Raw genomic sequence first — 24091 nt, forward strand, 5'->3', positions numbered from 1 at the left:
TCATCGGGAACTGTGACGAAGCGGGCGGGGACGGACGGACGGCAGGCCGGTGCGGCGCGCAGCGGGTCCCCCGCCGGACGCCTGGCGCGACGGGCCGCGGGCCTCGTCGCGCTCTTCGCCGTGATGCTCCTCGTGGTCGGCGTGGGTCTGGGTGTCCGGTCCCCCGAGCCCCGGGAGCGCGCGTTCTCCGCCACCGAGCAGGCCCAGCTCGACGCCGAGCAGCGCTACCGCGCCGCGGCGGACCAGGCGCGGAGCACGGCGGCCGACCCGGCACTGGCCCCGGAGGCGGCAGCGGAACTGGCCGCCGCCGCCGCCGACCTCGACGTGCAGGCCGACGCCGTCGCCCTGCCGCGCTCCCCAGGGCCGGAGGGCGGCGCTGCCGATGCGGCGACAACCGACCCCACTCCCGGCGGCCCCACCCCGGGCGGCACGACGGCGGACGGCCCGACGGCGGACGCGCCGGCCCTGCTGGCTCTGCTGCGCGACAGCGCGCTGCGAAGCCTCCGGGACGCCGCCGGCGCGGAGCCTGGGCCGGGCCGTGTCCTGGCGGCGTCCGGCGTGAACCAGTGGCGGCACGCCCTCCAGCTCGGCCACGCCCTGGGCATGGATCCGGGGCTGCCCGCCCCTGACGCGCTGTCGGCCGCCGACCTCGCCGCCGGAACCGGCCCCTTCGCGGCGGTCGCAGGGCCGGCCTCCCCCGCTGCCGCCTCCCCCACCCCACCTGCCGAGTGCGCCGGGACGCCGCTCCGCCCCGATGCGGACCGCCGCGCCCTCCTCGAGGCGAGGACCGCCGAGGACCAGGCCCGGTACGCGTACGAGGTCGCGGCGGCGCTGCTCCCGGAGCCTGCGCGCGCCCTGGGCCTCGCGGCCACCCACCGGGCGGCGGCGGATGCTGCGACCGCTCGCCTCGCCGCCCTGTGCGTGCCCGCGGCTCCCGCGCCGGCCGGCTACGCGCTCGGGCCCGACTTCCGCGCCGATCCCCTCACCGCCATGCGCTCGATCGAACAGGACCATGCCGAGCTGTACGCCGGACTCATCGCGACGGTCGGTCCTGGGTCCCGGGCCTGGGCCATCACGTCCTTCAGCGCCGCCGCCCAGCGCAGCGTCGACGCCGGCACGCCCCTGGACGCCCTGCCCGGACTGGCCGGCAGCGCGCCGGCGGCGACACCCGCGCCCGCCTCGACCGATGCGCCGCCGGAGCAGCCCGGTGGTTAGCGGATCCGGTGCCGGTGCGAGCGGGCGGCACTCGGCCTCCGGACGGCTCGCGGCTCTCCCGGAGCTCCCGCCGGCCCTGGTCCGGTCCGCGCGGAGGATCGACGGCGGGGCCCGGTGGGTGCGGGAGTGGCAGGGCATCCTCGCGGAACGGCTCGAGGCGTGGGACCTCGACCTCGATCTCCGCCCGGGGCAGCCCGCGTGGGCGGGCCGGTGCGCCGTCGTCGTGCCGGTGGTGCGCCGCCGTCAGGACAGCGCGGGCGGAGCCGCCGACGCCGTCCTGAAACTGGGCATCCCCCACGACGAGGCCCTGCCCGAGCCCGACGCCCTGGCGCTGTGGGACGGCGTGGGGGCGGTCCGCCTGATGGCGTCGTCGCGCCCCGACTACGCGCTGCTGCTGCAGCGTCTCGACGGGGACCACTCGCTGCAGGACGTGCCCCTCGACGAGACCCCTGCACCGTGGGGCTCGGTGCTGCGGCGACTGTGCCTCCCGGCGGACGACAGCGCCCGGTGGGCGGCGTTCCCCCACCTGGCGTCGGAGGCCGAGCAGTGGACGGACACGCTCCCGGCGCAGTGGGACGACCTCCGCGAACCGTTCCCCCGCTGGCTCATGGAAGCCGCCCTGGAGGTGTGCCAGTTCCGCGGTGTCCTCGGCCGGCGGTCCGAGCGCGACGTCCTCGTGCACGCGGACCTGCACTACGACAACCTCCTGCCGTCCTCCCCGGAGACGCTCGGAGACTTCCTCGCGATCGATCCCAAGCCCGTGCTGGGCGACGCGGAATACGCGGTAGCACCCATGCTGTGGAACAGGCTCGGGGACCTCGATGCCGCCGACCCCGTGGGCCACCTGCAGACACACGGCCGGGCGCTCGCGGCGGCCGCGGGCCTCGACGAGGAACTGGCGCGGGGGTGGACCGTCGTCCGGGAGGTCCGCAACGCGCTGGCCTCCCTGGCCCACGGCCTCACCGGGGACGCGCAGCGGTCACTCTGGGTGGCGAGCTCGGTCCTGGGACGGACGTTGGACGGCCTGCCTCCGGTCAGCCTCCTGCCACCAGCGGACGGACGTTCTCGACCCACACGTCGTAGCCGAGCTTGACGATCAGCGCGCCGACGACGAGGAGGAACACGATCCTGATGAACCGGCTGCCCTGGCTGATGGCCATGCGGGATCCGGTGTAGCCGCCGGCCATGTTCGCGACGCCGAGCAGGAGCCCCAGGCCCCACAGGAGGGAACCATTGGGAAGGAAGAACATCAGGGCTCCGACGTTGGTCGCCATGTTCACGATCTTGGCCTTGGCGCTGGCCCCGAGGAAGTTGTAGCCGAGCAGCGTGACCATGGCGATGATCAGGAAGGACCCGGTGCCGGGGCCGATCAGCCCGTCGTAGAACCCGATGACGAGCCCGATCGCGCAGGCCGTCGCGTAATGGCGGGCGCCCTGGTGCCGCAGTTTCGTGAGCGTCCCGACGGAGGGCTTCAGGGCCGTGAACACCGCGACGCCGATGAGCGCCACCACGATGATCGGTTTGAACACCGACGACGGCAGCGACGATGCCAGCACGGCCCCGCCGAAACTGCCGACGAGGGCGACGCCCGCCATGGGCAGCGCCGTCCGCAGGTCCGGGTGGGCGCGCCGGTAGTAGGTGACGGCGCTCGTCGTCGTCCCGAAGACGGACCCCATCTTGTTGGTGGCCAGGGCCTCCACGGGCGCGATGCCGGGCACGAGGAGCAGCGCCGGCAGCTGCAGCAGGCCGCCACCCCCCACGACGGCGTCCACCCAGCCCGCCGCGAACCCGGCGACGACCACGAGCAGGATCGTGGCGAGCTGCAGCTCCTCGAGTCCCGAACCCCCCAAGATCAGTGGGCGGTGAGTTCGCGCAGCAGCGCGACGGCCTCGTCCACGGCCACGTTCTGCGCCTCGCCCGTGCGGCGGTCCTTGACCTCGAGCACGCCGTCCGCGAGTCCGCGCCCGACGACGACGATGGTGGGCACTCCGATGAGCTCGGCGTCGCCGAACTTCACGCCCGGGGAGACCTTGGGGCGGTCGTCGTACAGCACGGTCAGGCCGGAGGACTCGAGCTCGGCCGCGAGCTTCTCGGCGGCTTCGAACACCTCGGCCCCCTTGCCGGTGGCGACGATGTGCACGTCGGCGGGCGCGACGTTGCGCGGCCAGACGATGCCGCGGTCGTCGTGGTTGGACTCTGCGAGGGCTGCGATGGCGCGTGTCACGCCGACGCCGTAGGAGCCCATGGTCACCGTGGCGAGCTTGCCGTTGTGGTCGAGGACCTTCAGGCCCAGCGCCTCGGCGTACTTCCGCCCGAGCTGGAAGATGTGGCCCATCTCGATGCCACGTGCGGCGACCAGCGGTCCGGAGCCGTCAGGCGCCTCGTCGCCCTCGCGTACCTCGACGGCCTCGACGACGCCGTCCCAGGTGAAGTCGCGGCCTGCGATCAGGCCGAAGACGTGCTTGCCGTGCTCGTTGGCGCCCGTGATCCACGAGGTGCCGCTGACGACGCGGGGGTCCACGAGGTACCGGAGGCCCGTGCCGGACTCGGCGCCGAGGACGGCGGCGTCAGCGGTGAGGCCCGGGCCGATGTAGCCCTTCACGAGGCCCGGGTGCTTCCTGAGGTCGTCCTCGGTGGCGGCCTCGACGGCCACCTCCCCGCCCGTCTCCAGGTGGCCGGCGATGTTCGCCTCGATGCGCTTGAGGTCCACCGTGCGGTCGCCGGGCACACCGACGACGACGATCTCGCGTTCCCCGGTGGGCAGCACGGCGGCGAGCACGACGTTCTTCAGCGTGTCCGCGGCGGTCCACGGACGGTCCACGCGCGCCACCGCGGCGTTCGCGTGATCCACGAGGGTGTCGATGGTCGGCGTGTCAGGGGTGTCCCGCACCTCGGCGGCCGGGGCGCCGGAGAAGTCGACGGCGTCGGGCACCACGGTGGTGACGGCCTCGACGTTAGCGGTATAGCCGCCCGCCGAGCGGACGAAGGTGTCCTCGCCGATGGGTGTGGGGTGCAGGAACTCCTCGCTCCTGGAGCCGCCCATCGCTCCGGCGGTCGCCGTCACGGGGATGACCTCGAGGCCGAGACGCTCGAAGATCCGCAGGTAGGCACCGCGGTGGAGCTGGTAGCTGGCCTCGAGGCCGTCGTCGTCGATGTCGAAGGAGTAGGAGTCCTTCATGATGAACTCGCGGCCCCGGAGGAGCCCGGCACGCGGGCGTGCCTCGTCGCGGTACTTGGTCTGGATCTGGAACAGGCTGAGCGGGAGATCCTTGTACGAGCTGTACAGGTCCTTCACGAGCAGCGTGAACATCTCCTCGTGCGTGGGGGCCAGGAGGTAGTCCGCGCCCTTGCGGTCCTGGAGCCGGAAGATGCCGTCGCCGTACTCGCTCCAGCGGTTCGTGGCCTCGTAGGGCTCCTTCGGCAGCAGCGCCGGGAAGTGGACCTCCTGCGCACCGATGGCCTCCATCTCCTCGCGGACGATGCCCTCGACCCGCGCGAGGACCTTCAGTCCCAGCGGCAGCCAGCTGTAGATGCCGGGAGCCGCACGCCGGATGTAGCCGGCCCGCACCAGGAGGCGGTGGCTCGCGACCTCGGCGTCGGCTGGATCGTCACGCAGGGTGCGCAGGAAAAGGGTCGAGAGTCGTAAGACCACGCGGGTGTCCGTTCGTATGTATCGAGCACTGCTGGATCGAGCACTGCCATTCACTCCCCCGCCGTCCGGCGGGAGACAACAGGTACCAATCTAGCCGGTCGCCGGGCCCCGCCGCCGTCACCGAGACCGCCTCAGAAGAGGATCGTCGCGAAGGTGTCCACCTGCTCGAAGCCCACGCGCTTGTACGCCGCGATGGCGCGCGCGTTGTAGGAGTTCACGTAGAGGCTCACGGTGGGCGCGAGGGAGCGGGCGGCGACGACGACGCCGGCCATGTAGGCGGCGCTGAGCCCCCTGCCGCGGTGGTCGGGATTCACCCAGACCCCCTGCACCTGGACGGCCTGCGACGACACCGTACCGAGTTCGGCCTTGAAGACGACCGCGCCGTCGTCGTCGAATGCCGCGAGCGAGTGCCTGCGGCTGATCAGGGAGGCGACGCGCCGGCGGTAGTGGTCGGAGCCGCCGAGGAACGGCGAGTAGCCCACTTCCTCCTCGAACATGGCGGCGCACGCGGGCAGCAGGCGGTCGAGCTCGTCGGGACGCGTGAAGCGCAGGTCGGGCGCGGGGGCGATCAGGGGGTCCGTGTCGATGGCCATGAGGGGCTGCGTGGGCCGGACGTCGAACGGCTCCGCGCTGTAGTCCTCGAGGGTGGACCACAGATCCATCACCCCCTCGGACAGGCCGAAGATCGAGGAGAAGGAGCGCCCGGAGCGGCCGAGGTGGTCGCCGAAGATGGCGCCGGTCTCGTCCGTCACGCCGACGGGGACGAGGTTGACGCCCGCCCAGCAGGCGGCGCGGAGCTCGTGGTGGCGGAACATCCCGATCATCTCGCCCCCGGCGAACGACGGCGCGGCGCTCCCGGTGACCTCGAGGTGCGAGGCGACGAACACGTTGGCCACGGGGTCCTCGTTGACGAGGGCCCACAGATCGGGGGTGTCATCGGCGCCGAGCACCCGGAAGGACCACGGCCCCTCCGGGTCGGGCTCGGGCCTAGCTGACGGTAACCATGGGGCCACCCTGGCCAGCAGTTTCGCCATCAGCCTCCCCCATCTCCTCCGCGAGCCGCATGGCTTCCTCGATCAGTGTCTCCACGATCTGGTCCTCGGGGACGGTCTTGATGACCTCTCCCCGGACGAAGATCTGTCCCTTGCCGTTACCGGACGCGACACCGAGATCGGCCTCGCGGGCTTCACCCGGCCCGTTGACGACACACCCCATGACAGCCACGCGCAGCGGGACCTCCATACCCTCGAGGCCGGCGGTCACCTCCTCGGCGAGCGTGTAGACGTCGACCTGCGCCCTGCCGCACGAGGGGCAGGACACGATCTCGAGCTTTCGGGGGCGCAGGTTGAGGGACTGCAGGATCTGGTTGCCCACCTTGATCTCCTCGACCGGCGGGGCGGAGAGGGAGACGCGGATGGTATCGCCGATGCCCTTGGCCAGGAGCGCACCGAACGCGGTGGCGGACTTGATGGTGCCCTGGAACGCGGGTCCCGCCTCGGTCACGCCGAGGTGCAGGGGCCAGTCGCCGCGTTCGGCGAGGAGCTCGTAGGCGCGCACCATGATCACGGGGTCGTTGTGCTTGACGGAGATCTTGAAGTCGTGGAAATCGTGCTCCTCGAACAGGGACGCCTCCCAGACGGCCGATTCGACGAGCGCCTCGGGGGTGGCCTTCCCGTACTTCTCCATGAGCCGCGGGTCGAGCGACCCGGCGTTGACGCCGATGCGGATCGAGGTGCCGGCGGCCTTCGCGGCGTCGGCGATCTGCTTGACCTGGTCGTCGAACTTGCGGATGTTGCCCGGGTTGACCCGGACCGCCGCGCAGCCGGCGTCGATCGCGGCGAACACGTACTTCGGCTGGAAGTGGATGTCCGCGATGACCGGGATCTGCGACTTCTTCGCGATGATCGGCAGGGCCGCGGCGTCATCCGCGGACGGGCAGGCGACGCGGACGATGTCGCAGCCGGTGGCCGTCAGTTCGGCGATCTGCTGGAGCGTCGCGTTGATGTCCGTGGTCGGCGTCGTGGTCATCGACTGGATGCTGATGGGGAAGTCGGATCCGACCCCCACCGAGCCGACCTTGATCTGGCGGGTCTTGCGCCGGGGAGCGAGGACGGGCGGCGGTGCTGCTGGCATTCCTAGGTTGACCGAGGTCAAAACTTCCTCCATGCTGGCGGCCCTGGCCGCGCGTGTGACGACATACGTGGTTTCATTATCCACCCGACCCGGGGCAGCGTCCTCCTGCAGGGATACAGGTCACACAAGGTCCCGGAAGGCTCCGATCACGGGATTCCATGCGGTGGTCTTGACGGCGGAGATCGCCCCGGCGCGCGCGAACGGGTCCTCGCTCACCAGCTGGTTGAGATCGGCCTCGGTCGCGGAGGTGAACAGCAGGAGTGCTCCCGTCCCGTCGGCGAAGGGGCCCGAGGCGAGGACGCGGCCGTCCCCGACGAGCGCCTCCAGCCACTGGCGGTGCGCCGGGCGGTGCTCGTCACGGAGGTGGTCGTGATCAGGGTTGTAGACGTACTCGACGGCGAAGATGCTCATGGGTTTCACCCTACGGGACTCCCAGCAGGTAGACCTTGACGATCGTCGCCACGCCGGCGGCCCACAGGAGGGAGGAGAGTGTGCCGATGATGAACCGCTCCGCCGCGGCGGGGGTCTCCTTCAGCTCGGCGTAGCGGCCGAGGGCCTTGACCGCCACGACGTAGGCGATGGCCACGGGCTGGCCGCCGAGGATCGCGACGGTCACCGCGAGGCGTTCCAGCACACCGATGACCAGCCCGCCGCGGAGCACCCCGGGAGGCAGGGCATCGACCGGAGCCTGGGGTGGGTGGGCCGGCGGCTCGGGGAGCTCGAGCTGTGGCTGGTCGGCGGGCTCGGGCACTTCCCGGCGCCGTTCGGCGGTGTCGACCGAACGCGCCAGTCGCAAGACCAGCATGGTGACGGGCGAGCCCAGCCCGCCCGCGGCGACGAGGGCCACCGCGATCCACAGTGCGTCCACCGATACCTCCCGAACCGTCGTCGACCGTGCCGCTCACCGTCTCCCGTCATGTCTACAGCACGCCACCCCCGGGGTGGGCCAGGGCTCGGTGGCTCCGGTCGGTCCAGGCGAGGAGTCGTGCGGCGGCGTTGCGGACGGCATGCTCCTCGTGCCAGGCCGCGCGCGCGGCTGCCTTGCTCACGGCCTGCGGACTGATGCCGAGGGTCCGCGCGACGGCTGTCTGGGTGCCGCGCTCGCCGGGCTGCAGGAGGTCGAGGATGCGCCACTCCGCCTCGGAGCGCCCCATGACGTGCCTGCCGAGCAGCGCGAGCACCCCCTCGGCCTCTCCTGCGACGTCGGCGTACCCGTCCGGTCCCACGACGGCCAGCGGCGCGCGGTCACCGGTCTTCTTGGCGCGGTCCACGGCTGTGCGCGCGGCGACGAACGCCGATCCCCGGCCCTCCCGCGGTGAGGGCGGGAAGGGTTCCTCGACTGCGCCGACGCCGATCCCCACGTACCAGCCGCCCGCGCGCAGGCAGAGCAGGACGGCGTCGACGACGTCGGTCGGATCGGCCAGGACGCCCTGCGCCTCGTCCCCCACCGACCGCTCCCAGGGCAGGACGGCGCCGACGGGGCGCAGGAGGTCCAGCAGTTCAGGGATGCGATCCGGAGAAGTGCGACTGGAAGCCTGGTCGATCGTGAGGACGAACATTTTTCAACCGTATGGGGTTGAATTTCCATTTACAACCGGTCAGCCGAACAGGTCGACGGGTTTCACGATGTCGGCGTAGATCAGCAGGACGCCCATGCCCATCAGCAGGACCGCGACGGCGTAGGTGAGGGGCAGGAGCTTCGCCATGTCGAACGGGCCCGGGTCGGGGCGCCCGAACAGGCGGGCGATGCCGCGGCGGAGCCCTTCCCAGAGCGCCCCGGCCACGTGGCCGCCGTCGAGCGGCAGGAGCGGGATCAGATTGAACACGAACAGGGCGAGGTTCACGCCGGCGACGAGGCCGATGAGGGTGGCCGCGCGGGAGGCCACGGGGACCTCCTCCATCGCGGAGATCTCCCCCGCGATCCGGCCGACGCCGACCACGCTGATGGGCCCCTCGGGATCGCGCGGGGCGTCCGAGAAGGCCGCCTGGCCGACCTCGACCACGCGCTGCGGCAGGTTCAGGACCACGCCGGCCACGCGCGCGAGGGAATCGCCGACGGCCGGCAGCACCTCGGTCGCCGGCTGGGGCACCAGCTCCTGCGTGGAACCGACACCGATGAAGCCGACCTCCTCGGTCACCGCGGTGCCGTCGTCGTCGACCGCCGCCGTCCCGTCCTCCGCGGCGACGGGGCGTTCCGTCAGCAGCGGCGTGATCCTGGAGTCGATGGTCTCGCCGTCGCGGACGTAGGAGATGGCCACCTCGCGCCCGGCGGCGTCCCTGATCCAGCCGGACAGCTCGTCCCAGCCGGTGACCTCCCGGCCGTCGAAGGCGATCACGCGGTCGCCAGGCTGCAGGCCCGCCTGGAACGCGGGCGCGGCGGGGTCGTCGGCTCCGCAGTCGGTCTGGCCCGTGGCGGCCTGCTGGCTGGCGGGCACCACACAGCGGTAGACCTCGGAGACCGTGGTGGTGGCCTGCGCGGTGCCGAAGCCCATGATGAGGACCGCGAAGAGGACGGTCCCGATCAGGAGGTTCATCAGCGGCCCGCCGAGCATGACGACGATGCGCTTCCAGATGGGCAGCTTGTAGAACACACGGTCCTCGTCGCCGGGCTGCAGCTGCTCGGCGGCGGCCCTCCGTGCGTCGTCGGACAGTTGCTGGAAGATGCCGGTGCTGGACTGGCGGACGGCCTCGGCCTGCGACGTCGGGGGCGGGAACATGCCCACCATGGAGACGTAACCACCGGCCGGGATCGCCTTGAGCCCGTACTCGGTCTCGCCGCGGCGCCTCGACCAGAGGGTGGGACCGAAACCGACCATGTACTGGGTGACGCGGACACGGAAGAGCTTCGCGGGCACCAGGTGGCCCACCTCGTGCAGCGCGATCGACGCGGCGATCCCGACGACGACGAACAGCACTCCGATGATGAACAGCAGAACAGTCACAGCGTTTCCTTCTGGCCTTGCACATCCCCTGCGCTCTCCGGCAAGGGAGACCCCCCGAGCCCACAACGGGCACGGGCGCTCCGGCGTGCCCACCGTTCCGCCGCGAGCACGGCGTCGAGGGTGAGCTCACCGCCGGCAGCGCCACCGTCCTGGGCACGCTGCTCGTCGACGACAGCGGAGACCAGGTCCACGATGTCAGTGAAACCTAGCACTCCCCTGTGAAAGGCATCGACGGCCTCCTCGTTCGCCGCGTTGAAGGCGGCCATGCGGGTGCCGCCCTCGGCCGCGGCCCGCTTGGCCAGCGCGACGGCGGGGAAGGCGTCGTCGTCGAGCGGCTCGAAGGTCCACTCCTCGGGGCGGCTCCAGTCGCACGCCCTCGCCGACCCCGGCACGCGGAACGGCCAGCCCATGCCGAGGGCGATCGGGAGGCGCATGTCCGGCGGCGATGCCTGCGCGAGGGTGGATCCGTCGACGAACTGGACCATCGAGTGGATCACGGACTGCGGGTGCACGACGACGTCGATGCGCTCCAGCGGGATGTCGAAGAGCAGATGCGCCTCGACCACCTCGAGGGCCTTGTTGACCATGGACGCCGAGTTCGTGCTGACGACTCGGCCCATGTCCCAGGTCGGATGGGCGAGCGCCTGGCTGGGGGTGACGTGCTGCAGCTGCCCGCGGGTCATGCCGCGGAACGGGCCGCCCGAGGCTGTGAGGATCAGCCGGTCCACCTCGTCCGCCGTGCCCCCGCGCAGTGCCTGCGCGATGGCCGAGTGCTCGGAATCCACGGGGACGAGCTGCCCGGGGGCGGCGGCCGCACGCACGAGGGCTCCCCCGGCGATCAGGGACTCCTTGTTCGCGAGCGCGAGCAGGTGCCCGGCGCCCAGCGCGGCGAGGGTCGGCTCCAGGCCGATCGACCCGGTGATGCCGTTGAGCACGACGTCGGCGTCCGGCCAGGCGGCGACGTCGGCCGCGGCCCGGTCGCCGGCGAACAGGTGCGGGGCGTACCCGGTGACGCCGGCGTCGTCGGCGGCCCGGGTGATCGCGTGCTCGAGGTCGGCTTCGGTGCCGGACGCCACGCCGACGGCGGTGGCGCGGACGGCGACGGCCTGGCGGGCGAGGAGTTCGAGGTTCCGACCTCCCGCAGTGAGACCGGCGACGCCGAAGCGGTCCGGGGCGGCGGCGATCACGTCGAGTGCCTGGGTGCCGATCGAGCCGGTGGAGCCGAGGATGGTGACGCGCCGATGCCCGCGGGTGGGGTTGCTGAGATCCATGGCCCCAGTATCCCGCAGACTCCCTGTGCTGATCCTTCGGGGTGCGCGGTCGGGCTCACATCAGGGTCCGGATCGGGTGGTCTTGGTGCACGGCGGACCTCGGTCGAGGAGCTGGGACATAAGCCCATCACCCACCTCGATTACGGCCTGTTCTGTCGGTGCGAGGTGATTGGCTGTCGCCATGACCACCGAACCGGTGCTGCTGACTCTCCAGGACGCTTATCGCGAGGCGCTCGAGGGCTGGCCCGCGGATGCGTTCGACGAGTTTCTCGGTTGGGAGGGGGAATTCAACGACGACGGGGTCGACGAGCACGCCCGGGCGCGCATCGAGAATGCATCGCCCTTCGGCCTCGTCGGTGACCTGCAGGCAGCGGCGTCCGGTGCGATCGATCCCTCCGGTCTCGCCGCCACCCTCGATCTGCTGCGGGCTGCGGACCGGCTGACGTCGTGGGCCGCCGCGCAGCGGGCCCGCCTGGTCGCCCGGGTCCACACCTTCAGCAATCCGGACCATCATTCCTGGTCGGGCTCTGCCTCGTCCCTGGCCTTCACCGAGACGGTCGCCGAGACCGCAGCGCTCCTGACGCTGTCCGAGGGTTCCGCTGCGCGGCTCGTCTCGGAATCACTGACCCTGGCCGGCGAGCTGACGAACACATTGGCGGCCCTGGAGAAGGGTGAGATCTGCCCCGGGCGAGCGTCGGTCATCGTGGAGCAGTCCCGCACCCTCCCCGATGAGTCCGTCGTCCCCTTCGAGACCGAGATCCTGAAGGTTGCAGGGAACCTGAACCGGCCGAGGCTCACGGCACGATGCCGTCGGCTGCGGGAGACACTCCACCCGGAGACACTGACCGCGCGCCGGGTGAGGGCGGCTGCCGATCGCTGCGTCGTCTTCGAGCCGGACCGCGACGGGATGGCCTGGTTGAGCGCGTATCTGCCGGCGGAGCAGGCCCTGGCCCTCCACACGTCGGTCGACGCGGCGGCTCGTGCCCTGCGCAGCGGTGACGATCCGCGGACGCTGCCACAGCTGCGGGCCGACGTCCTGGCGGACATGCTGCTCGGCGCCGGCGGACTCACAGGCGCGGATTCGTCTGCCAGTCAGGGCGTGCGTCCTCCGACGGCGAAGATCGTGGTCACCGTCCCGGTGTTCTCGCTGATGGGGCTCACCGAGGAGCCGGCCGAACTCGAGGGCTACGGACCGATCCCCGCTGATACTGCCCGGAAGCTGGCTGCTGATGCCACGTCGTGGATGCGCCTGCTCACCCACCCGTACACGGGTGCTGTCCTCGGGCCGGACCGGACCCGGTACCGCCCGAGCGAGGATCTGCGGACCTGGGTGCAGCTCCGGGAGAAGACCTGCAGCTTCTACGGTTGTTCCCGACCCGCGAGCCGCTGCGATCTCGACCATCTGATGTCCTGGGGCGACGACGGATCGACCAGTGCGGACAACCTGTTCCCCGTCTGCAGACGACACCATATGATCAAGCACCAGACGGACTGGACGCCGAGCCCCGATCCCGACGGCGGCCTGGCCTGGCTGTCGCCGGGCGGACGGACCTATACGACGCCGCCCGAGCCACCGCCCGACGATCCCAGTTCGTCGGCAACCGCACGCATCCTGCACGAGCTCCAGGCGGCAATGGGTTCTGAGCAGGTGCCCGACGCTGAAGCCCTGCCACCCTTCTGAGGTCAGCCGCCCAGGCGGCCAGCAGGGACCACCTCGTCGCCCCCTCCTTCCGGTACGGAAGACGGTACCTCTCTGAGCAGGGCGGCAGCGGGCCCAGGGTATACGGTGTGTGACTACCTCCGCGGCTCGTATGTCAGGGCTACCGCGCCCGAGCCGAACTCCTGCCGATCCACCAGGCGCAGATCCAGGTGCTGTGGGAGGCCGGCGAACAGTGTCGGGCCATGGCCTGCGATCCGTGGGTGCACCACGAACTCGTACTCGTCGATCAGGCCCAGCTCCGCCAGGGCCAGTGGGAGCGTCACCCCACCCGTGAACAGCCCCCTGCCCGGCGCCTGCTTGAGCTCCCGGACACTGTTCGCCAGATCGCCACGCAGCAGTTCGGCGTTCCAGTCGACGCGCTCCAGCGTGCTCGACACGACGTACTTCTTCGCCGCATCGATGGTGCGGGCGAAGGGCTCGGTCCACGCAGGCCCCGCGTCGTCAGGCCGCGGCGCCCGGAACGCCGCCTCCATCAGCTGGTAGGTGACCCTACCGAACAGGAGGGCATCGGCCCGCCGGAGGTTCTCCACGGCGTGACGGTGCAGCTCCTCGTCGGCCTCGCCCACACGGTGGTCGCAGCACCCGTCCAGGGTGACGTTGATGGAGTAGCGCAACGGCTGCATCGCCCCAGCGTACGAAAATCGGCGCGGAGCACAACCCCTCAGCTGCCCGACGCCCTGCCCAGGACGCTGCGGGCATGGCGGAGGATCGGTTCGTCGACCATGCGCCCCTCGAAGGTGAAGACCCCTCGTTCGTTCGCGGCCGCAGCAAGGAGCGCCCGCGCCCGCTCCACCTCGGCCTCGACGGGGGCGAACGCGGCACGGACGGCCGCGACCTGGCCGGGGTGGATGCAGGCCTTCGCCGCGAATCCCGAGGCGGCGGCGTCGTCGGCCTCCGCTGCGAGGCCCGCGAGGTCGGCGATGTCCACGTACACGGCGTCGATGGCCTGACGGTCCGCGGCTCCTGCTGCGAGCAGCACCTGCGAGCGCGCGTGGAGCGCGACGTCCCGGTAGGCGCCGTCCGGCCGCCGGCTCGAGGTACCGCCGAGGGAGGCCACGAGGTCCTCGGCGCCCCACATGAGCGCACTGACGCCGTCGGCGCGGGCGATGCCCACGGCGTTCACGACGCCGCGCGCGGTCTCGCACAGCGCGATGACGTCCACGTCGCCGAGGGCCCCACGGACAGCGGCGACGTCGTCGGACGACTCCGTCTTGGCGAGCATGACCGTGCGGTAGGGCGTGCTGCGGACGGCGTCGCAGTCGAGGGCGAAGTCGGACGTACCGACGGCGTTCAGGCGCACCACGGTGCGCTCCGGGTCGAGAGCGGACGCGGCGAGCGCGTCCCGGGCGGCCTCCTTGGCAGCCGACGCGACGGCGTCCTCGAGGTCGAGGATGACGGTGTCGGAGCGGTCCATCGCCTTGGCGTAGCGTTCCGGGCGGTCCGCCGGGCAGAACAGCAGTGCCGGCCCGAGCGCCAGGGGGATGGCGAGGCCGCTCATGCCAGTCCGTCCCGAGGCGCGGTCGAGGACCACATGAGCACACTGCGGGTCGCCGTCGCCACGACGTCGCCGTGCTGGTTGCGCCCGGTGTGGGCCATGGTCACGATGCCCTGCCCGGGACGGGACGACGACGGACGCACCCCGGTGATCTCGGTCTCCGTATAGAGGGTGTCGCCGTGGAAGAGCGGTTTCGGGAACGCGACATCGGTGAGTCCGAGCTGCGCCACGATGGTGCCCTGGGTCAGCTGGGAGACCGACTGCCCGACGAGCGTCGCGAGGGTCAGCATCGAGTTCACGAGCCGCTGACCGAACGGCTGACCCGCCGACCACGCCGCGTCCAGGTGCAGTGCCTGCGTGTTCATGGTGAGCGTGGTGAACAGGACGTTGTCGGCCTCGGTGAGCGTGCGGCCCGGCCGGTGCGCGTACACCGTGCCGACGGTGAGCTCGTCGACGTACAGGCCACGCTGCTCGATGACGTGGCGCCCGGCCGGAGTTCCGCTCACGCCGCTGCTCCCCCGAGCTCCACGCGCAGCGGCGCGCCGGTGGCGGCGAGGACGTCCTCGGTGCTGACCCCGGGCGCCGTCTCGCGCAGCACGAGGCCGTCGGGTTCCACGTCGATCACGGCGAGGTCGGTGATGATCCTGTCCACGCAGCCCTTGCCGGTGAGCGGCAGGGAGCAGGAGTCCACGATCTTCGGCCGGCCCGCGCGGTCCACGTGCTCCATCATGACGATCACGCGCTTGGCCCCGAACACGAGGTCCATGGCGCCGCCCATGCCCTTGACCATCTTGCCGGGCACCATCCAGTTCGCGAGGTCGCCGTTCCGCGCCACCTCCATGGCTCCGAGCACCGCGACATCCACGTGCCCGCCGCGGATCATGCCGAAGGAGGACGCCGAGTCGAAGAACGCGGCCCCGGCATTGGCGGTCACGGTCTCCTTGCCGGCGTTGATGAGGTCGGGATCCACGGCGTCCTCCGCCGGGTACGGCCCGACGCCGAGGATGCCGTTCTCCGAATGCAGCACCACCTCGACGCCGTCCGGGATGTAGTTCGGGATGAGGGTCGGCATACCGATCCCGAGGTTCACGTACTGGCCGTTCTCGAGCTCCTGCGCGACCCTGGCGGCGAGTTCGTTGCGTGTCAGTGCCATGGTCATGCTCCTTCGGACGCGGAGGACGGAGCGGGTGCGGTGGGCGCGGCCAGCGAGACGGTCCGCTTCTCGACGCGCTTCTCGGTCCCGGGGGCGACGACGACGCGCTGGACGAAGATGCCGGGCGTGTGGACCTGCCCGGGGTCGAGCTCGCCGGGTTCCACGAGCTCCTCCACCTCGGCGATGGTGATGCGCCCGGCCTGGGCGCACAGCGGGTTGAAGTTCATCGCGGTGGCGTGGAAGACGAGGTTGCCGTGGCGGTCGCCCTTCCACGCGTGGACGAGCGCGTAGTCGGGGCGCAGGGACTCCTCGAGCACGTAGTCGACGCCGTCGAAGGACCGGACCTCCTTGGGCTTCGAGGCGACGACGACGTTCCCCTCGGCGTCGTAGCGCTGCGGCAGGCCGCCCTCGCTGACCTGGGTGCCGACGCCCGCCGTCGTGTAGAACGCCGGGATGCCCGCACCCCCGGCGCGCAGCTTCTCGGCGAGCGTGCCCTGCGGCGTGAGCTCCACCTCGAGCTCACCGGCGAGGTACTGCCGGGCGAACTCCTTGTTCTCCCCGACGTAGGAGCTGATGGTCCGGCGTATGCGGTGGTCGGACAGCAGGATCCCGAGCCCCCAGTCATCCACTCCGCAGTTGTTGCTCACCGTCTCGAGCTCCGCCGTCCCCTGGGCGTGCAGGGCGTCGATCAGGGTCGCCGGGATGCCGCAGAGGCCGAACCCGCCGACCGCGAGCGATGCGCCGTCGGGAATGTCCGCCACGGCCTCCGCCGCGCTGCTGACCACCTTGTTGATCACTGCTTCTCCTTCGTGTCGCCGCTGCCGCCGACTGGATGTGCCTAGAGGCCGAGTTCCCTCGCGATGAGCATGAGCTGGACCTCCGTGGTCCCCTCGCCGATCTCGAGGATCTTCGAGTCACGGTAGTGCCTGGACACCACGAACTCGTTGATGAAACCGTAGCCGCCGAAGATCTGTGTCGCATCGCGGGCGTTGTCCATGGCGGCCTCGCCGGCCACGAGCTTCGCGATGGAGGCCTGCGTCTTGAACGGCTTGCCGGCGAGCATGCGGGACGCGGCGTCGTAGTAGGCGAGGCGCGCGGTGTGGGCGCGGACCTGCATGCGGGCGATCTTGAACTGGATGGCCTGGTAGGCGCCGATGGTGTTGCCGAACGCCATGCGCTCCCCGGCGTAGCGGATGGACTGCTCCACGCACCCCTGGGCCGCGCCGGTGGCGAGCGCCGCGATGGCGATCCGGCCCTCGTCGAGGATCTGCAGGAAGTTGGCATAACCGCGGCCCCGGGTGCCGAGCAGGTTCGCCTCCGGGACGCGGACGTCCTTCAAGGTCAGCGGGTGCGTGTCCGAGGCGTTCCAGCCCACCTTGTTGTAGGCCTTCTCCGCGGTGAACCCTGGCGTGTCCGTGGGCACGAGGATGGTGGAGATCTCCTTCTTCACCGTGCCGTCGGGCCGCTCGGAGGTGCCCGTGACGGCGGTGACGGTCACCAGCGACGTGATGTCGGTGCCGGAGTTGGTGATGAACTCCTTCGTCCCGTTGATGACCCACTCCGATCCACCCGTGCCGTTCACGCCGTCCTCGAGCTTCGCCGTCGTCTTCGTGCCGGACGCGTCCGAACCCGCTTCCGACTCGGTGAGGCCGAAACCGCCCAGGGCCGAACCCGACGCGAGGGACGGCAGCCACTGCTGCTTCTGCTCCTCGGTGCCGAACCGGTAGACGGGCATGGCGCCGAGGGAGACGCCGGCCTCGAGCGTGATGGCGACCGACTGGTCCACGCGGGCCAGCTGCTCGAGGGCCAGGCAGAGCGCGAAGTAGTCGCCGCCCATGCCCCCGTACTCCTCGGGGAACGGGAGCCCGAACAGGCCCATGTCGCCCATCTGCTTGACGACCTCGTAGGGGAAACTGTGTTCGGCGTCGTGCTTGGCGGAGACCGGGGCCACCACCTCGTCGGCGAATGCGCGGACGGTGTCCACGAGGTCCTGGTATTCCTCGCTGAGTTCGAAGTTCATGCTGCGTTCCCTTCCGTGGAACCTGGTGCGGGGCTGGGGGCGGTGCTGGAGTCGGTGGCGGGAGCCGCCTCGATGGTCGCGACGATCTGCTGTGCCTTCACGAGGTCCCCGGGCTTGAGGGACAGGCGGACGACGCCGGACAGGCCGGCGGTGAGCTGGTGTTCCATCTTCATGGCCTCGACCGCGACGAGGACGTCGCCGGCCTCGACCGTCGCTCCGTCCACGACCGCGACGGACACGACCGTCCCCGGCATGGGGCTGCGGACCAACGGGTCCGCAGCACCCTCCTCCCGCGTGATGCGGGACCGTGCGGCGTCGACGAGTTCGCGGCGGCCGGGCCGCCGGATGCGCGTGGACCAGCCGGCGTCGCCGATCCAGACGGTGTCACCGTCGACGGCGTGCGGGCGGTGCGTCCGGACGCCGTCGATGACCGCACCGGGGACCCCGGGCTCGACGGCGACCGAGCAGGTCACGTCGTCGACCGTGGCGGTCCATCCCGCGCCTGCGCGCAGCAGCCGGACGGTCGCCGGCCCGCCGTCGTACTCGAGTGGCACGGTGCGCGGGCGCGTCGTGCCGAGGCGGAAGCCGTCCCCCCGACCCCAGGCGGATCCGCCACGGACCCCGGGCGGATCCGAAGCCTCGACGAGCAGGACGGCGGCGAGCGCCAGGTCCTGCGCGGTGACGTGCCGGAAGCCCAGCGCGGGGAGCTTCCGCTCGATCAGCGTGGTGTCGAGGCGCCCGGCCCGCACGTCGTCGTCCCCGATCAGCAGGCGCAGGTACTCGAGGTTGGTGTCCACGCCGAGCACCACGGTGCCGGCGAGCGCGGCGTCGAGGCGGGCGAGCGCCTGGGCGCGGTCGGTGCCCCAGGCGATCACCTTGGCGAGCATCGGATCGTACGACGGCGAGACGGTGCCGCCGGGGAGCAGCGAACTGTCCACGCGGATCCCGTCACCCGCGGGCTCGGTGAGGGCGAGGATGCTGCCGGTCGAGGGCAGGAAGCCCGCCTCCGGGTTCTCCGCGTACACGCGTGCCTCGACGGCGTGGCCGGTGAGGACGACGTCGTCCTGCGTCAGCGGCAGCCGCTCCCCCGCGGCGACGCGGATCTGCCATTCGACGAGATCCACCCCGGTGACGAGTTCCGTGACGGGGTGCTCCACCTGCAGGCGCGTGTTCATCTCCATGAAGAAGAACTCGTCCGGCGCGGCGTCGGAGACGAGGAACTCCACCGTCCCGGCACCCGTGTAGTCCACGCTGCGGGCGGCGTTGCACGCGGCCTCGCCGATGCGCCGGCGCGTGGCCTCGTCGAGCAGGGCCGACGGCGCCTCCTCGATCACCTTCTGGTGGCGGCGCTGCAGCGAGCATTCGCGCTCGCCCAGGTGGATCACCGTGCCGTGCGAATCCGCGAGGACCTGCACCTCGATGTGGCGGGGCCTCTCGATGAGGCGCTCCAGGAACAGGGTGTCGTCCCCGAACGCGCGCGCTGCGACGCGGCGGGCGGTCGTGAGCACCTCCGGCAGGTCCTCGGGCCGGTGGACGGCGTGCATCCCCTTGCCCCCGCCTCCCGCGGAGGGCTTGATGAGCAGCGGGAACCCGACGTCGGCGGCGGCACGGAGGAGGTCCTGGTCGGTCAGGCCCGGCTCGGCGATGCCCGGGACCACCGGCACGCCGAAGCCTGCCACGTGGTTCTTGGACCGGATCTTGTCCCCCATGACGTCGAGGGAGTGCACGCTCGGGCCGATGAAGACGATCCCGGCCTCCTGCAGAGCGTCGGCGAAGGCGGCGTTCTCGCTGAGGAACCCGTATCCGGGGTGCACCGCCCCGGCTCCCGTGCGACGGCAGGCCTCGACGACGGCGGGGATGGAGAGGTAGCTCTCCGACGGGGCGGCGCCACCGAGGCGGACGGCGACGTCGGCCTCGAGGACGTGCCGGGCGCCGGCGTCGGCGTCGCTGTACACGGCGACCGAACGCAGTCCGAGCGCCCGGACGGAGCGGATGACGCGGCAGGCGATCTCCCCGCGGTTGGCCACGAGGACGGTGTCGAAGGGCCACGCAGTCGTGGAGGGTTCAGGGGTCGGGGAGGTCATCTGGTCACATCCGGAAGAGGCCGAAGGAGGTATCGGGCAGGGGCGCGTTGGCGCAGACGTCGAGCGCGAGGCCGAGGACGGTGCGGGTGTCGGCGGGGTCGATCACGCCGTCGTCCCAGAGCCGGGCGGTCGAGTAGTAGGGGTTGCCCTGCGCCTCGTACTGGTCGCGGATCGGCGCGCGGAACGCCTCCTCGTCCTCGAGCGGCCATTCCTCGCCGCGGGCTTCGAGCTGGTCGCGGCGGACGGTGGCGAGGACCGAGGACGCCTGGTTGCCTCCCATGACGGAGATGCGGCTCGCGGGCCACATCCACAGGAACCGCGGCGAGAACGCCCTGCCGCACATGGAGTAGTTGCCGGCACCGAAGGACCCGCCGACGACGACGGTCAGCTTCGGCACCCGGGCGGTCGCGACGGCGGTGACCATCTTGGCGCCGTTCTTCGCGATGCCGCCGGCCTCGTAGTCCTTGCCGACCATGAAGCCGGAGAGGTTCTGCAGGAAGACCAGGGGCACCCCGCGCTGGTCGCACAGCTCGATGAAGTGGGCTCCCTTGAGCGCCGATTCGCTGAACAGCACGCCGTTGTTGGCGACGATGCCGACCCGGTGACCGTGGATCGTGGCGAAGCCGGTGACGAGCGTGGTCCCGTACTCGCGCTTGAACTCGTGGAAGAGCGATCCGTCGACGAGGCGCGCGATGATCTCGCGGGCGTCGTAGGAGGCGTTGACGTCCGTCGGCACCGCCCCGTAGAGCTCGTCCTCCGCCACGGCCGGCGCGAGGACCGCGGCGGACGGCGCGGTCGCGGCCGGCAGGGGCGGCGGCAGGGTGGCGATGATGTCGCGGACGATCTCGAGCGCGTGCTGGTCGTTCTCGGCCAGGTGGTCCGTGACGCCGGAGATCCGGGAGTGCACGTCGCCGCCGCCGAGCTCCTCGGCCGTCACGACCTCGCCGATGGCTGCCTTCACCAGCGGCGGTCCGCCCAGGAAGATGGTGCCCTGGTTGCGGACGATCACGGTCTCGTCGCTCATGGCGGGCACGTACGCGCCGCCGGCGGTGCAGCTTCCCAGCACCGCGGCGATCTGCGGGATCTTGGCCGCCGACATGGTGGCCTGGTTGTAGAAGATGCGGCCGAAGTGGTTGCGGTCGGGGAACACCTCGTCCTGGCGGGGGAGGAACGCTCCCCCGGAGTCCACGAGGTACACGCACGGCAGGTTGTTCTCGAGCGCGATCTCCTGCGCCCGGAGGTGCTTCTTCACCGTCATCGGGTAGTAGGTGCCGCCCTTGACGGTCGCATCGTTCGAGATCACGAGGACGTGGCGCCCGTGCACCAGGCCGATCCCGGCGATCACGCCGGCACCGGGGCACTCGTCGTCGTACATGCCGTCCGCCGCCAGCGGCGCGACCTCGAGGAAGGGGCTGCCGTCGTCGAGCAGCTGGTCGATGCGCTCGCGCGGAAGGAGCTTGCCGCGTGCGACGTGCCGCTCCCGCGACCGTTCGGGCCCGCCGAGGGCGGCGGTGGCGAGGCGCGAGCGGAGGTCCTCGACGAGCGCGGTCTGGGCGGCATGGTTCGCGGTGAACGCCGGTGAGAGCGGATCGACCTTCGACGTCAGGGTCTCCATCGACTACTTCCTCGAGCACGGTTCAGTTAGCACGCGCTAACCGGTTTCAGGTTAGTGGTCATTAACCAGGAAGTCCATGAGAATGATGGGACGATCTCCCCTCCCGGGACGATCCGCACCACTTGTGCCCCACACCGGACGACGAGGAAGCGCATGGAGGCATCGCCCATCGAAGAGCGCGTGACCGGCCGGAGCATCGCCAAGGCCTCGCGGCGCGCCGCGCTGCTGGAGGCGGCCGCCCAGCTGTTCGCCGAGCGCGGCTACAACGGCGTGTCCATCGAGGACCTCGGTGCCGCGGCGGGCGTGAGCGGACCCGCCGTCTACCGGCACTTCGCGGGCAAGCCGTCCGTGCTCGCCGCCCTGCTCACCGGGGTCAGCGAGGACCTGCTCGACGGCGGACGGGAGGTCGCCGCGGCGGCCGGATCGCCGGAGGACGCACTCAGGGGCCTCATCCGGTTCCAGGTGGAGTTCGCCCTGAACCACGCCGACGTCATCCGCGTCCAGGACCGCGACCTCGGCGCGCTGGCCGCCGACGACCAGCGCGCCGTGCGCTCCCTGCAGCGCAGCTACGTCCAGGTGTGGGTGGACGAACTGGCCACGTACCGCCCGGACACCGAGACCTCGCTGCTGCGGCGGAAGGTGCATGCCGTGTTCGGCCTGATCAACTCGACCCCGCACACGACGAGCCGCACCGGCTCCGCGCGCGAACTGGCCCTGTTCCGCGACCTGCTCGAGGAGATGGCGTGGGCGGCGCTGACGGTGTGACGGGCCGCCCCTCCGACCCCGCAGGCTCCGCCTAGTACGCTGAAGCACGAGAAGTCCTGGCCGCGCCGACCGCATGGCCCTCCACCGACTGAAAGACCCGCCGTGATCACGCTACGTCCCGTTGAAGCCGCCGACCTCGATGAGTTCTTCTCACACCAGCTGGACCCGAGCGCCAACCACATGGCCGCCTTCGGGGCCAAGAACCCGTCCGACCGCGGCGTGTTCGACAACCACTGGCAGGAGATCCTCAACGACCGCCGCATCACCGTGCGGACCATCCTCTCCGACGGCGACGTCGTCGGGAGCATCCTCGCGTACCGCGACGGCGAGACACCCGAGATCAGCTACTGGATCGACCGGTCGCGCTGGGGGCAGGGCATCACCACGGCCGCCGTCGGCCAGTTCCTGAACGAGGTCACGCAGCGGCCCATCCGGGCACGCGCGGTCGCCGACAACGTGAGCTCGATCCGCATCCTCGAGCGCTGGGGCTTCCGCCAGGTCGGCGAGACGCAGGGCTTCGCGGCGGCGCGCGGCGCCGTGGTCAGGGAACTCATCCTCGAACTGCCCTAGGGCGCCGCGCCCCGGACCGGTCACACCATGGTCAGGACCATCGCGGGGTTCCTGAGGATGGTGCCGACGTCGGCCAGGAAGCGCGAACCCTGCTCGCCGTCGACGAGCCGGTGGTCGAAGGACAGGCTGAGCGTCATCACGGACCGCAGGGCGATCTCGCCCCGGTACTCCCACGGCATGCTGCGGACGGCTCCCATGGCGAGGATGGCCGCCTCCCCCGGATTGAGGATCGGGGTGCCGGCGTCGATCCCGAAGACACCGATGTTCGTGATGGAGATGGTGCCGCCCGCGAGATCGGCAGGCGGCGTCCTGCCCGCCCGGGCGGTCTCGGTCAGCGAACCGAGCGCCTGCGCGAGGCCCATCAGGGTCAGCGCCTGCGCGGCCTTGATGTTCGGCACGAGCAGCCCGCGCGGCGTGGCGGCGGCGATCCCGAGGTTGACGTCCGCGTACTGCACGATCTCCTGCGCCCCCTCGTCCCAGGACGAGTTGAGGCTCGGGTTGCGGGCGATCGCGATGCACAGCGCCTTCGCCACGACGGTCAGGGGCGTCACCCTGGTCCCCTCGAAGGCGCGGCTCGCCTTGAGCTCCGCGAGCAGGTCCATGGTCGGCGTGACGTCGATGGTCAGGAATTCGGTGGCGTGCGGGGCCGAGAACGCACTGGCCACCATGGCCGCGGCCGTGTGCTTCCGCATGCCGCGGATCGGCGTGCGGGTCTCCCCGCCGGCGGACCCTACGGCCTGAGGAACGGGCTCCGGCGGGGCAGCGGGCGCCACCGGCGCGGCAGGGGCAGACGGCGCTCCCGCGAGCGCGGCCAGCACGTCGGCCCGCGTGATGAGTGCTCCGGCACCGGTGCCCGTGAGGGTGTCGAGGGCGATGCCGAGGTCGCGCGCGAGCTTGCGGACGGGCGGCGTGGACCGCGGACGCTCCCGGTACTGCGCGGATGCCGCGGGGGCCGCGGCGGCGGGCGGCGCAGCCGGGGACGGAGGGGTCTCGGGGGCCTGGGTCGCCGCGAGGACGCGGCTCCTCCGCTGCGGGCGCCCGCCCTTCTCCACCGCGGCCCCGTAGCCCACGAGGTTCGGCTCGCGCCGGGCCGGTGCAGGCTCGGCAAGGGGAGGGCCGTCAGTCGCCGGCTCGTCAGCCACCTGCCCGCCGGCGGGCGACGGCGACAGCGGGACACTCTCGCCCGGCGCGTCGGCCACCTCGAACGAGACGATCGGCGCTCCGACGTCGACGACGGTCCCCGCCGCCTCGTGCAGCCGCACCACCACGCCTGCGTAGGGCGACGGCAGTTCGACGACGGCCTTCGCGGTCTCGACGTCGGCGATGATCTGGTTGAGCTCCACGGTGTCGCCCTCGGCGACGTGCCACTGGACGATCTCCGACTCGGTCAGCCCCTCCCCGAGGTCGGGCAGGCGGAACTCGCGGATCCTGGTGGTCCTCGGTGGCGTGGTCACTG

The 24091-nt window shown here is 71.4% G+C and carries 23 protein-coding genes; 5 read left to right on the forward strand and 18 right to left on the reverse strand.

Going from position 1 to position 24091, the window contains the following annotated elements:
• Positions 1-12 precede the first annotated feature (12 nt).
• Entirely contained in the window at positions 13-1215 is a 1203-nt protein-coding gene (locus tag ACX80P_RS04740) for a DUF4439 domain-containing protein (protein ID WP_459276902.1), read from the forward strand.
• A complete protein-coding gene (locus ACX80P_RS04745) occupies positions 1208-2308 on the forward strand; it encodes an aminoglycoside phosphotransferase family protein (protein ID WP_459276903.1) in 1101 nt (366 codons plus the stop codon). Before ACX80P_RS04740 ends, ACX80P_RS04745 begins: the two co-directional genes overlap by 8 nt.
• On the opposite strand, the gene ACX80P_RS04750 is transcribed toward ACX80P_RS04745, so the two are convergent.
• The 9 genes from ACX80P_RS04750 to dxr form a co-directional block, all read right to left on the reverse strand.
• Complete coding sequence (locus tag ACX80P_RS04750; RefSeq protein ID WP_459276904.1) at positions 2250-3065, reverse strand: sulfite exporter TauE/SafE family protein; 816 nt, start codon at positions 3063-3065, stop codon at positions 2250-2252. The two genes, ACX80P_RS04745 and ACX80P_RS04750, sit on opposite strands and share 59 nt — an antisense overlap.
• A gap of 2 nt (positions 3066-3067) precedes the next feature.
• Positions 3068-4867 carry a proline--tRNA ligase gene (locus ACX80P_RS04755; protein ID WP_459276905.1) on the reverse strand — a complete coding sequence of 600 codons (1800 nt, stop codon included), beginning with the start codon at positions 4865-4867 and terminating at the stop codon, positions 3068-3070.
• A 131-nt stretch (positions 4868-4998) separates the two neighbouring features.
• A complete protein-coding gene (locus ACX80P_RS04760) occupies positions 4999-5901 on the reverse strand; it encodes a GNAT family N-acetyltransferase (protein ID WP_459276906.1) in 903 nt (300 codons plus the stop codon).
• Positions 5855-7021 carry a flavodoxin-dependent (E)-4-hydroxy-3-methylbut-2-enyl-diphosphate synthase gene (gene ispG, locus ACX80P_RS04765; RefSeq protein WP_459277495.1) on the reverse strand — a complete coding sequence of 389 codons (1167 nt, stop codon included), beginning with the start codon at positions 7019-7021 and terminating at the stop codon, positions 5855-5857. The genes ACX80P_RS04760 and ispG overlap by 47 nt, the downstream gene beginning before the upstream one ends.
• 99 nt (positions 7022-7120) lie before the next feature.
• Positions 7121-7411, reverse strand: a complete 291-nt coding sequence (locus ACX80P_RS04770) for a YciI family protein (protein WP_459276907.1) — start codon at positions 7409-7411, stop codon at positions 7121-7123.
• A 10-nt stretch (positions 7412-7421) separates the two neighbouring features.
• On the reverse strand, positions 7422-7868 hold the full coding sequence (locus ACX80P_RS04775; RefSeq protein WP_459276908.1) for a hypothetical protein: 447 nt from the start codon (positions 7866-7868) through the stop codon (positions 7422-7424).
• A 52-nt stretch (positions 7869-7920) separates the two neighbouring features.
• Positions 7921-8559: a MarR family transcriptional regulator gene (locus ACX80P_RS04780; protein WP_459276909.1), complete on the reverse strand. Its 639-nt coding sequence runs from the start codon at positions 8557-8559 to the stop codon at positions 7921-7923.
• A 39-nt stretch (positions 8560-8598) separates the two neighbouring features.
• Positions 8599-9942, reverse strand: a complete 1344-nt coding sequence (locus ACX80P_RS04785) for a M50 family metallopeptidase (RefSeq protein ID WP_459276910.1) — start codon at positions 9940-9942, stop codon at positions 8599-8601.
• Positions 9939-11213 (reverse strand): 1-deoxy-D-xylulose-5-phosphate reductoisomerase, encoded by a 1275-nt coding sequence (gene dxr, locus ACX80P_RS04790; RefSeq protein ID WP_459276911.1) that lies wholly within the window; start codon positions 11211-11213, stop codon positions 9939-9941. The genes ACX80P_RS04785 and dxr overlap by 4 nt, the downstream gene beginning before the upstream one ends.
• A 181-nt stretch (positions 11214-11394) precedes the next feature.
• On the opposite strand from dxr, the gene ACX80P_RS04795 reads away from it, so the two are divergent.
• A complete protein-coding gene (locus ACX80P_RS04795; protein ID WP_459276912.1) occupies positions 11395-12894 on the forward strand; it encodes an HNH endonuclease signature motif containing protein in 1500 nt (499 codons plus the stop codon).
• Between the two features lie 113 nt (positions 12895-13007).
• Here ACX80P_RS04795 and ACX80P_RS04800 read toward each other — a convergent pair whose 3' ends face one another.
• Genes ACX80P_RS04800 through ACX80P_RS04835 form a run of 8 tightly spaced genes read right to left on the reverse strand, consistent with a single transcriptional unit; the run spans position 13008 to position 21300 of the window.
• Positions 13008-13556 carry a dihydrofolate reductase family protein gene (locus tag ACX80P_RS04800; RefSeq protein WP_459276913.1) on the reverse strand — a complete coding sequence of 183 codons (549 nt, stop codon included), beginning with the start codon at positions 13554-13556 and terminating at the stop codon, positions 13008-13010.
• 38 nt (positions 13557-13594) lie between these two features.
• Positions 13595-14431 (reverse strand): HpcH/HpaI aldolase/citrate lyase family protein, encoded by an 837-nt coding sequence (locus ACX80P_RS04805; RefSeq protein WP_459276914.1) that lies wholly within the window; start codon positions 14429-14431, stop codon positions 13595-13597.
• The gene (locus ACX80P_RS04810) at positions 14428-14934 is read right to left on the reverse strand and encodes a MaoC family dehydratase (RefSeq protein ID WP_459276915.1); all 507 of its coding nucleotides are present in this window, start codon (positions 14932-14934) and stop codon (positions 14428-14430) included. Before ACX80P_RS04810 ends, ACX80P_RS04805 begins: the two co-directional genes overlap by 4 nt.
• Positions 14931-15581 carry a CoA transferase subunit B gene (locus ACX80P_RS04815; protein WP_459276916.1) on the reverse strand — a complete coding sequence of 217 codons (651 nt, stop codon included), beginning with the start codon at positions 15579-15581 and terminating at the stop codon, positions 14931-14933. Before ACX80P_RS04815 ends, ACX80P_RS04810 begins: the two co-directional genes overlap by 4 nt.
• Before the next feature lie 2 nt (positions 15582-15583).
• A complete protein-coding gene (locus ACX80P_RS04820; RefSeq protein WP_459276917.1) occupies positions 15584-16378 on the reverse strand; it encodes a CoA transferase subunit A in 795 nt (264 codons plus the stop codon).
• A gap of 41 nt (positions 16379-16419) precedes the next feature.
• Positions 16420-17601, reverse strand: coding sequence for an acyl-CoA dehydrogenase family protein (locus ACX80P_RS04825; protein WP_459276918.1), 1182 nt, complete (start codon positions 17599-17601; stop codon positions 16420-16422).
• Complete coding sequence (locus ACX80P_RS04830) at positions 17598-19685, reverse strand: acetyl/propionyl/methylcrotonyl-CoA carboxylase subunit alpha (protein WP_459276919.1); 2088 nt, start codon at positions 19683-19685, stop codon at positions 17598-17600. The genes ACX80P_RS04825 and ACX80P_RS04830 overlap by 4 nt, the downstream gene beginning before the upstream one ends.
• Positions 19686-19689: 4 nt before the next feature.
• A complete protein-coding gene (locus ACX80P_RS04835; RefSeq protein ID WP_459276920.1) occupies positions 19690-21300 on the reverse strand; it encodes a carboxyl transferase domain-containing protein in 1611 nt (536 codons plus the stop codon).
• Positions 21301-21453: 153 nt separating this feature from the next.
• Here ACX80P_RS04835 and ACX80P_RS04840 point away from each other — a divergent pair, with 153 nt between their 5' ends.
• Positions 21454-22065: a TetR/AcrR family transcriptional regulator gene (locus ACX80P_RS04840; protein ID WP_459276921.1), complete on the forward strand. Its 612-nt coding sequence runs from the start codon at positions 21454-21456 to the stop codon at positions 22063-22065.
• 102 nt (positions 22066-22167) lie between these two features.
• A complete protein-coding gene (locus ACX80P_RS04845; RefSeq protein ID WP_459276922.1) occupies positions 22168-22635 on the forward strand; it encodes a GNAT family N-acetyltransferase in 468 nt (155 codons plus the stop codon).
• Between the two features lie 20 nt (positions 22636-22655).
• Here ACX80P_RS04845 and ACX80P_RS04850 read toward each other — a convergent pair whose 3' ends face one another.
• Positions 22656-24089: a dihydrolipoamide acetyltransferase family protein gene (locus ACX80P_RS04850; protein WP_459276923.1), complete on the reverse strand. Its 1434-nt coding sequence runs from the start codon at positions 24087-24089 to the stop codon at positions 22656-22658.
• Positions 24090-24091 lie beyond the last annotated feature (2 nt).

The organism is Arthrobacter arabinosi (genome assembly GCF_054511115.1).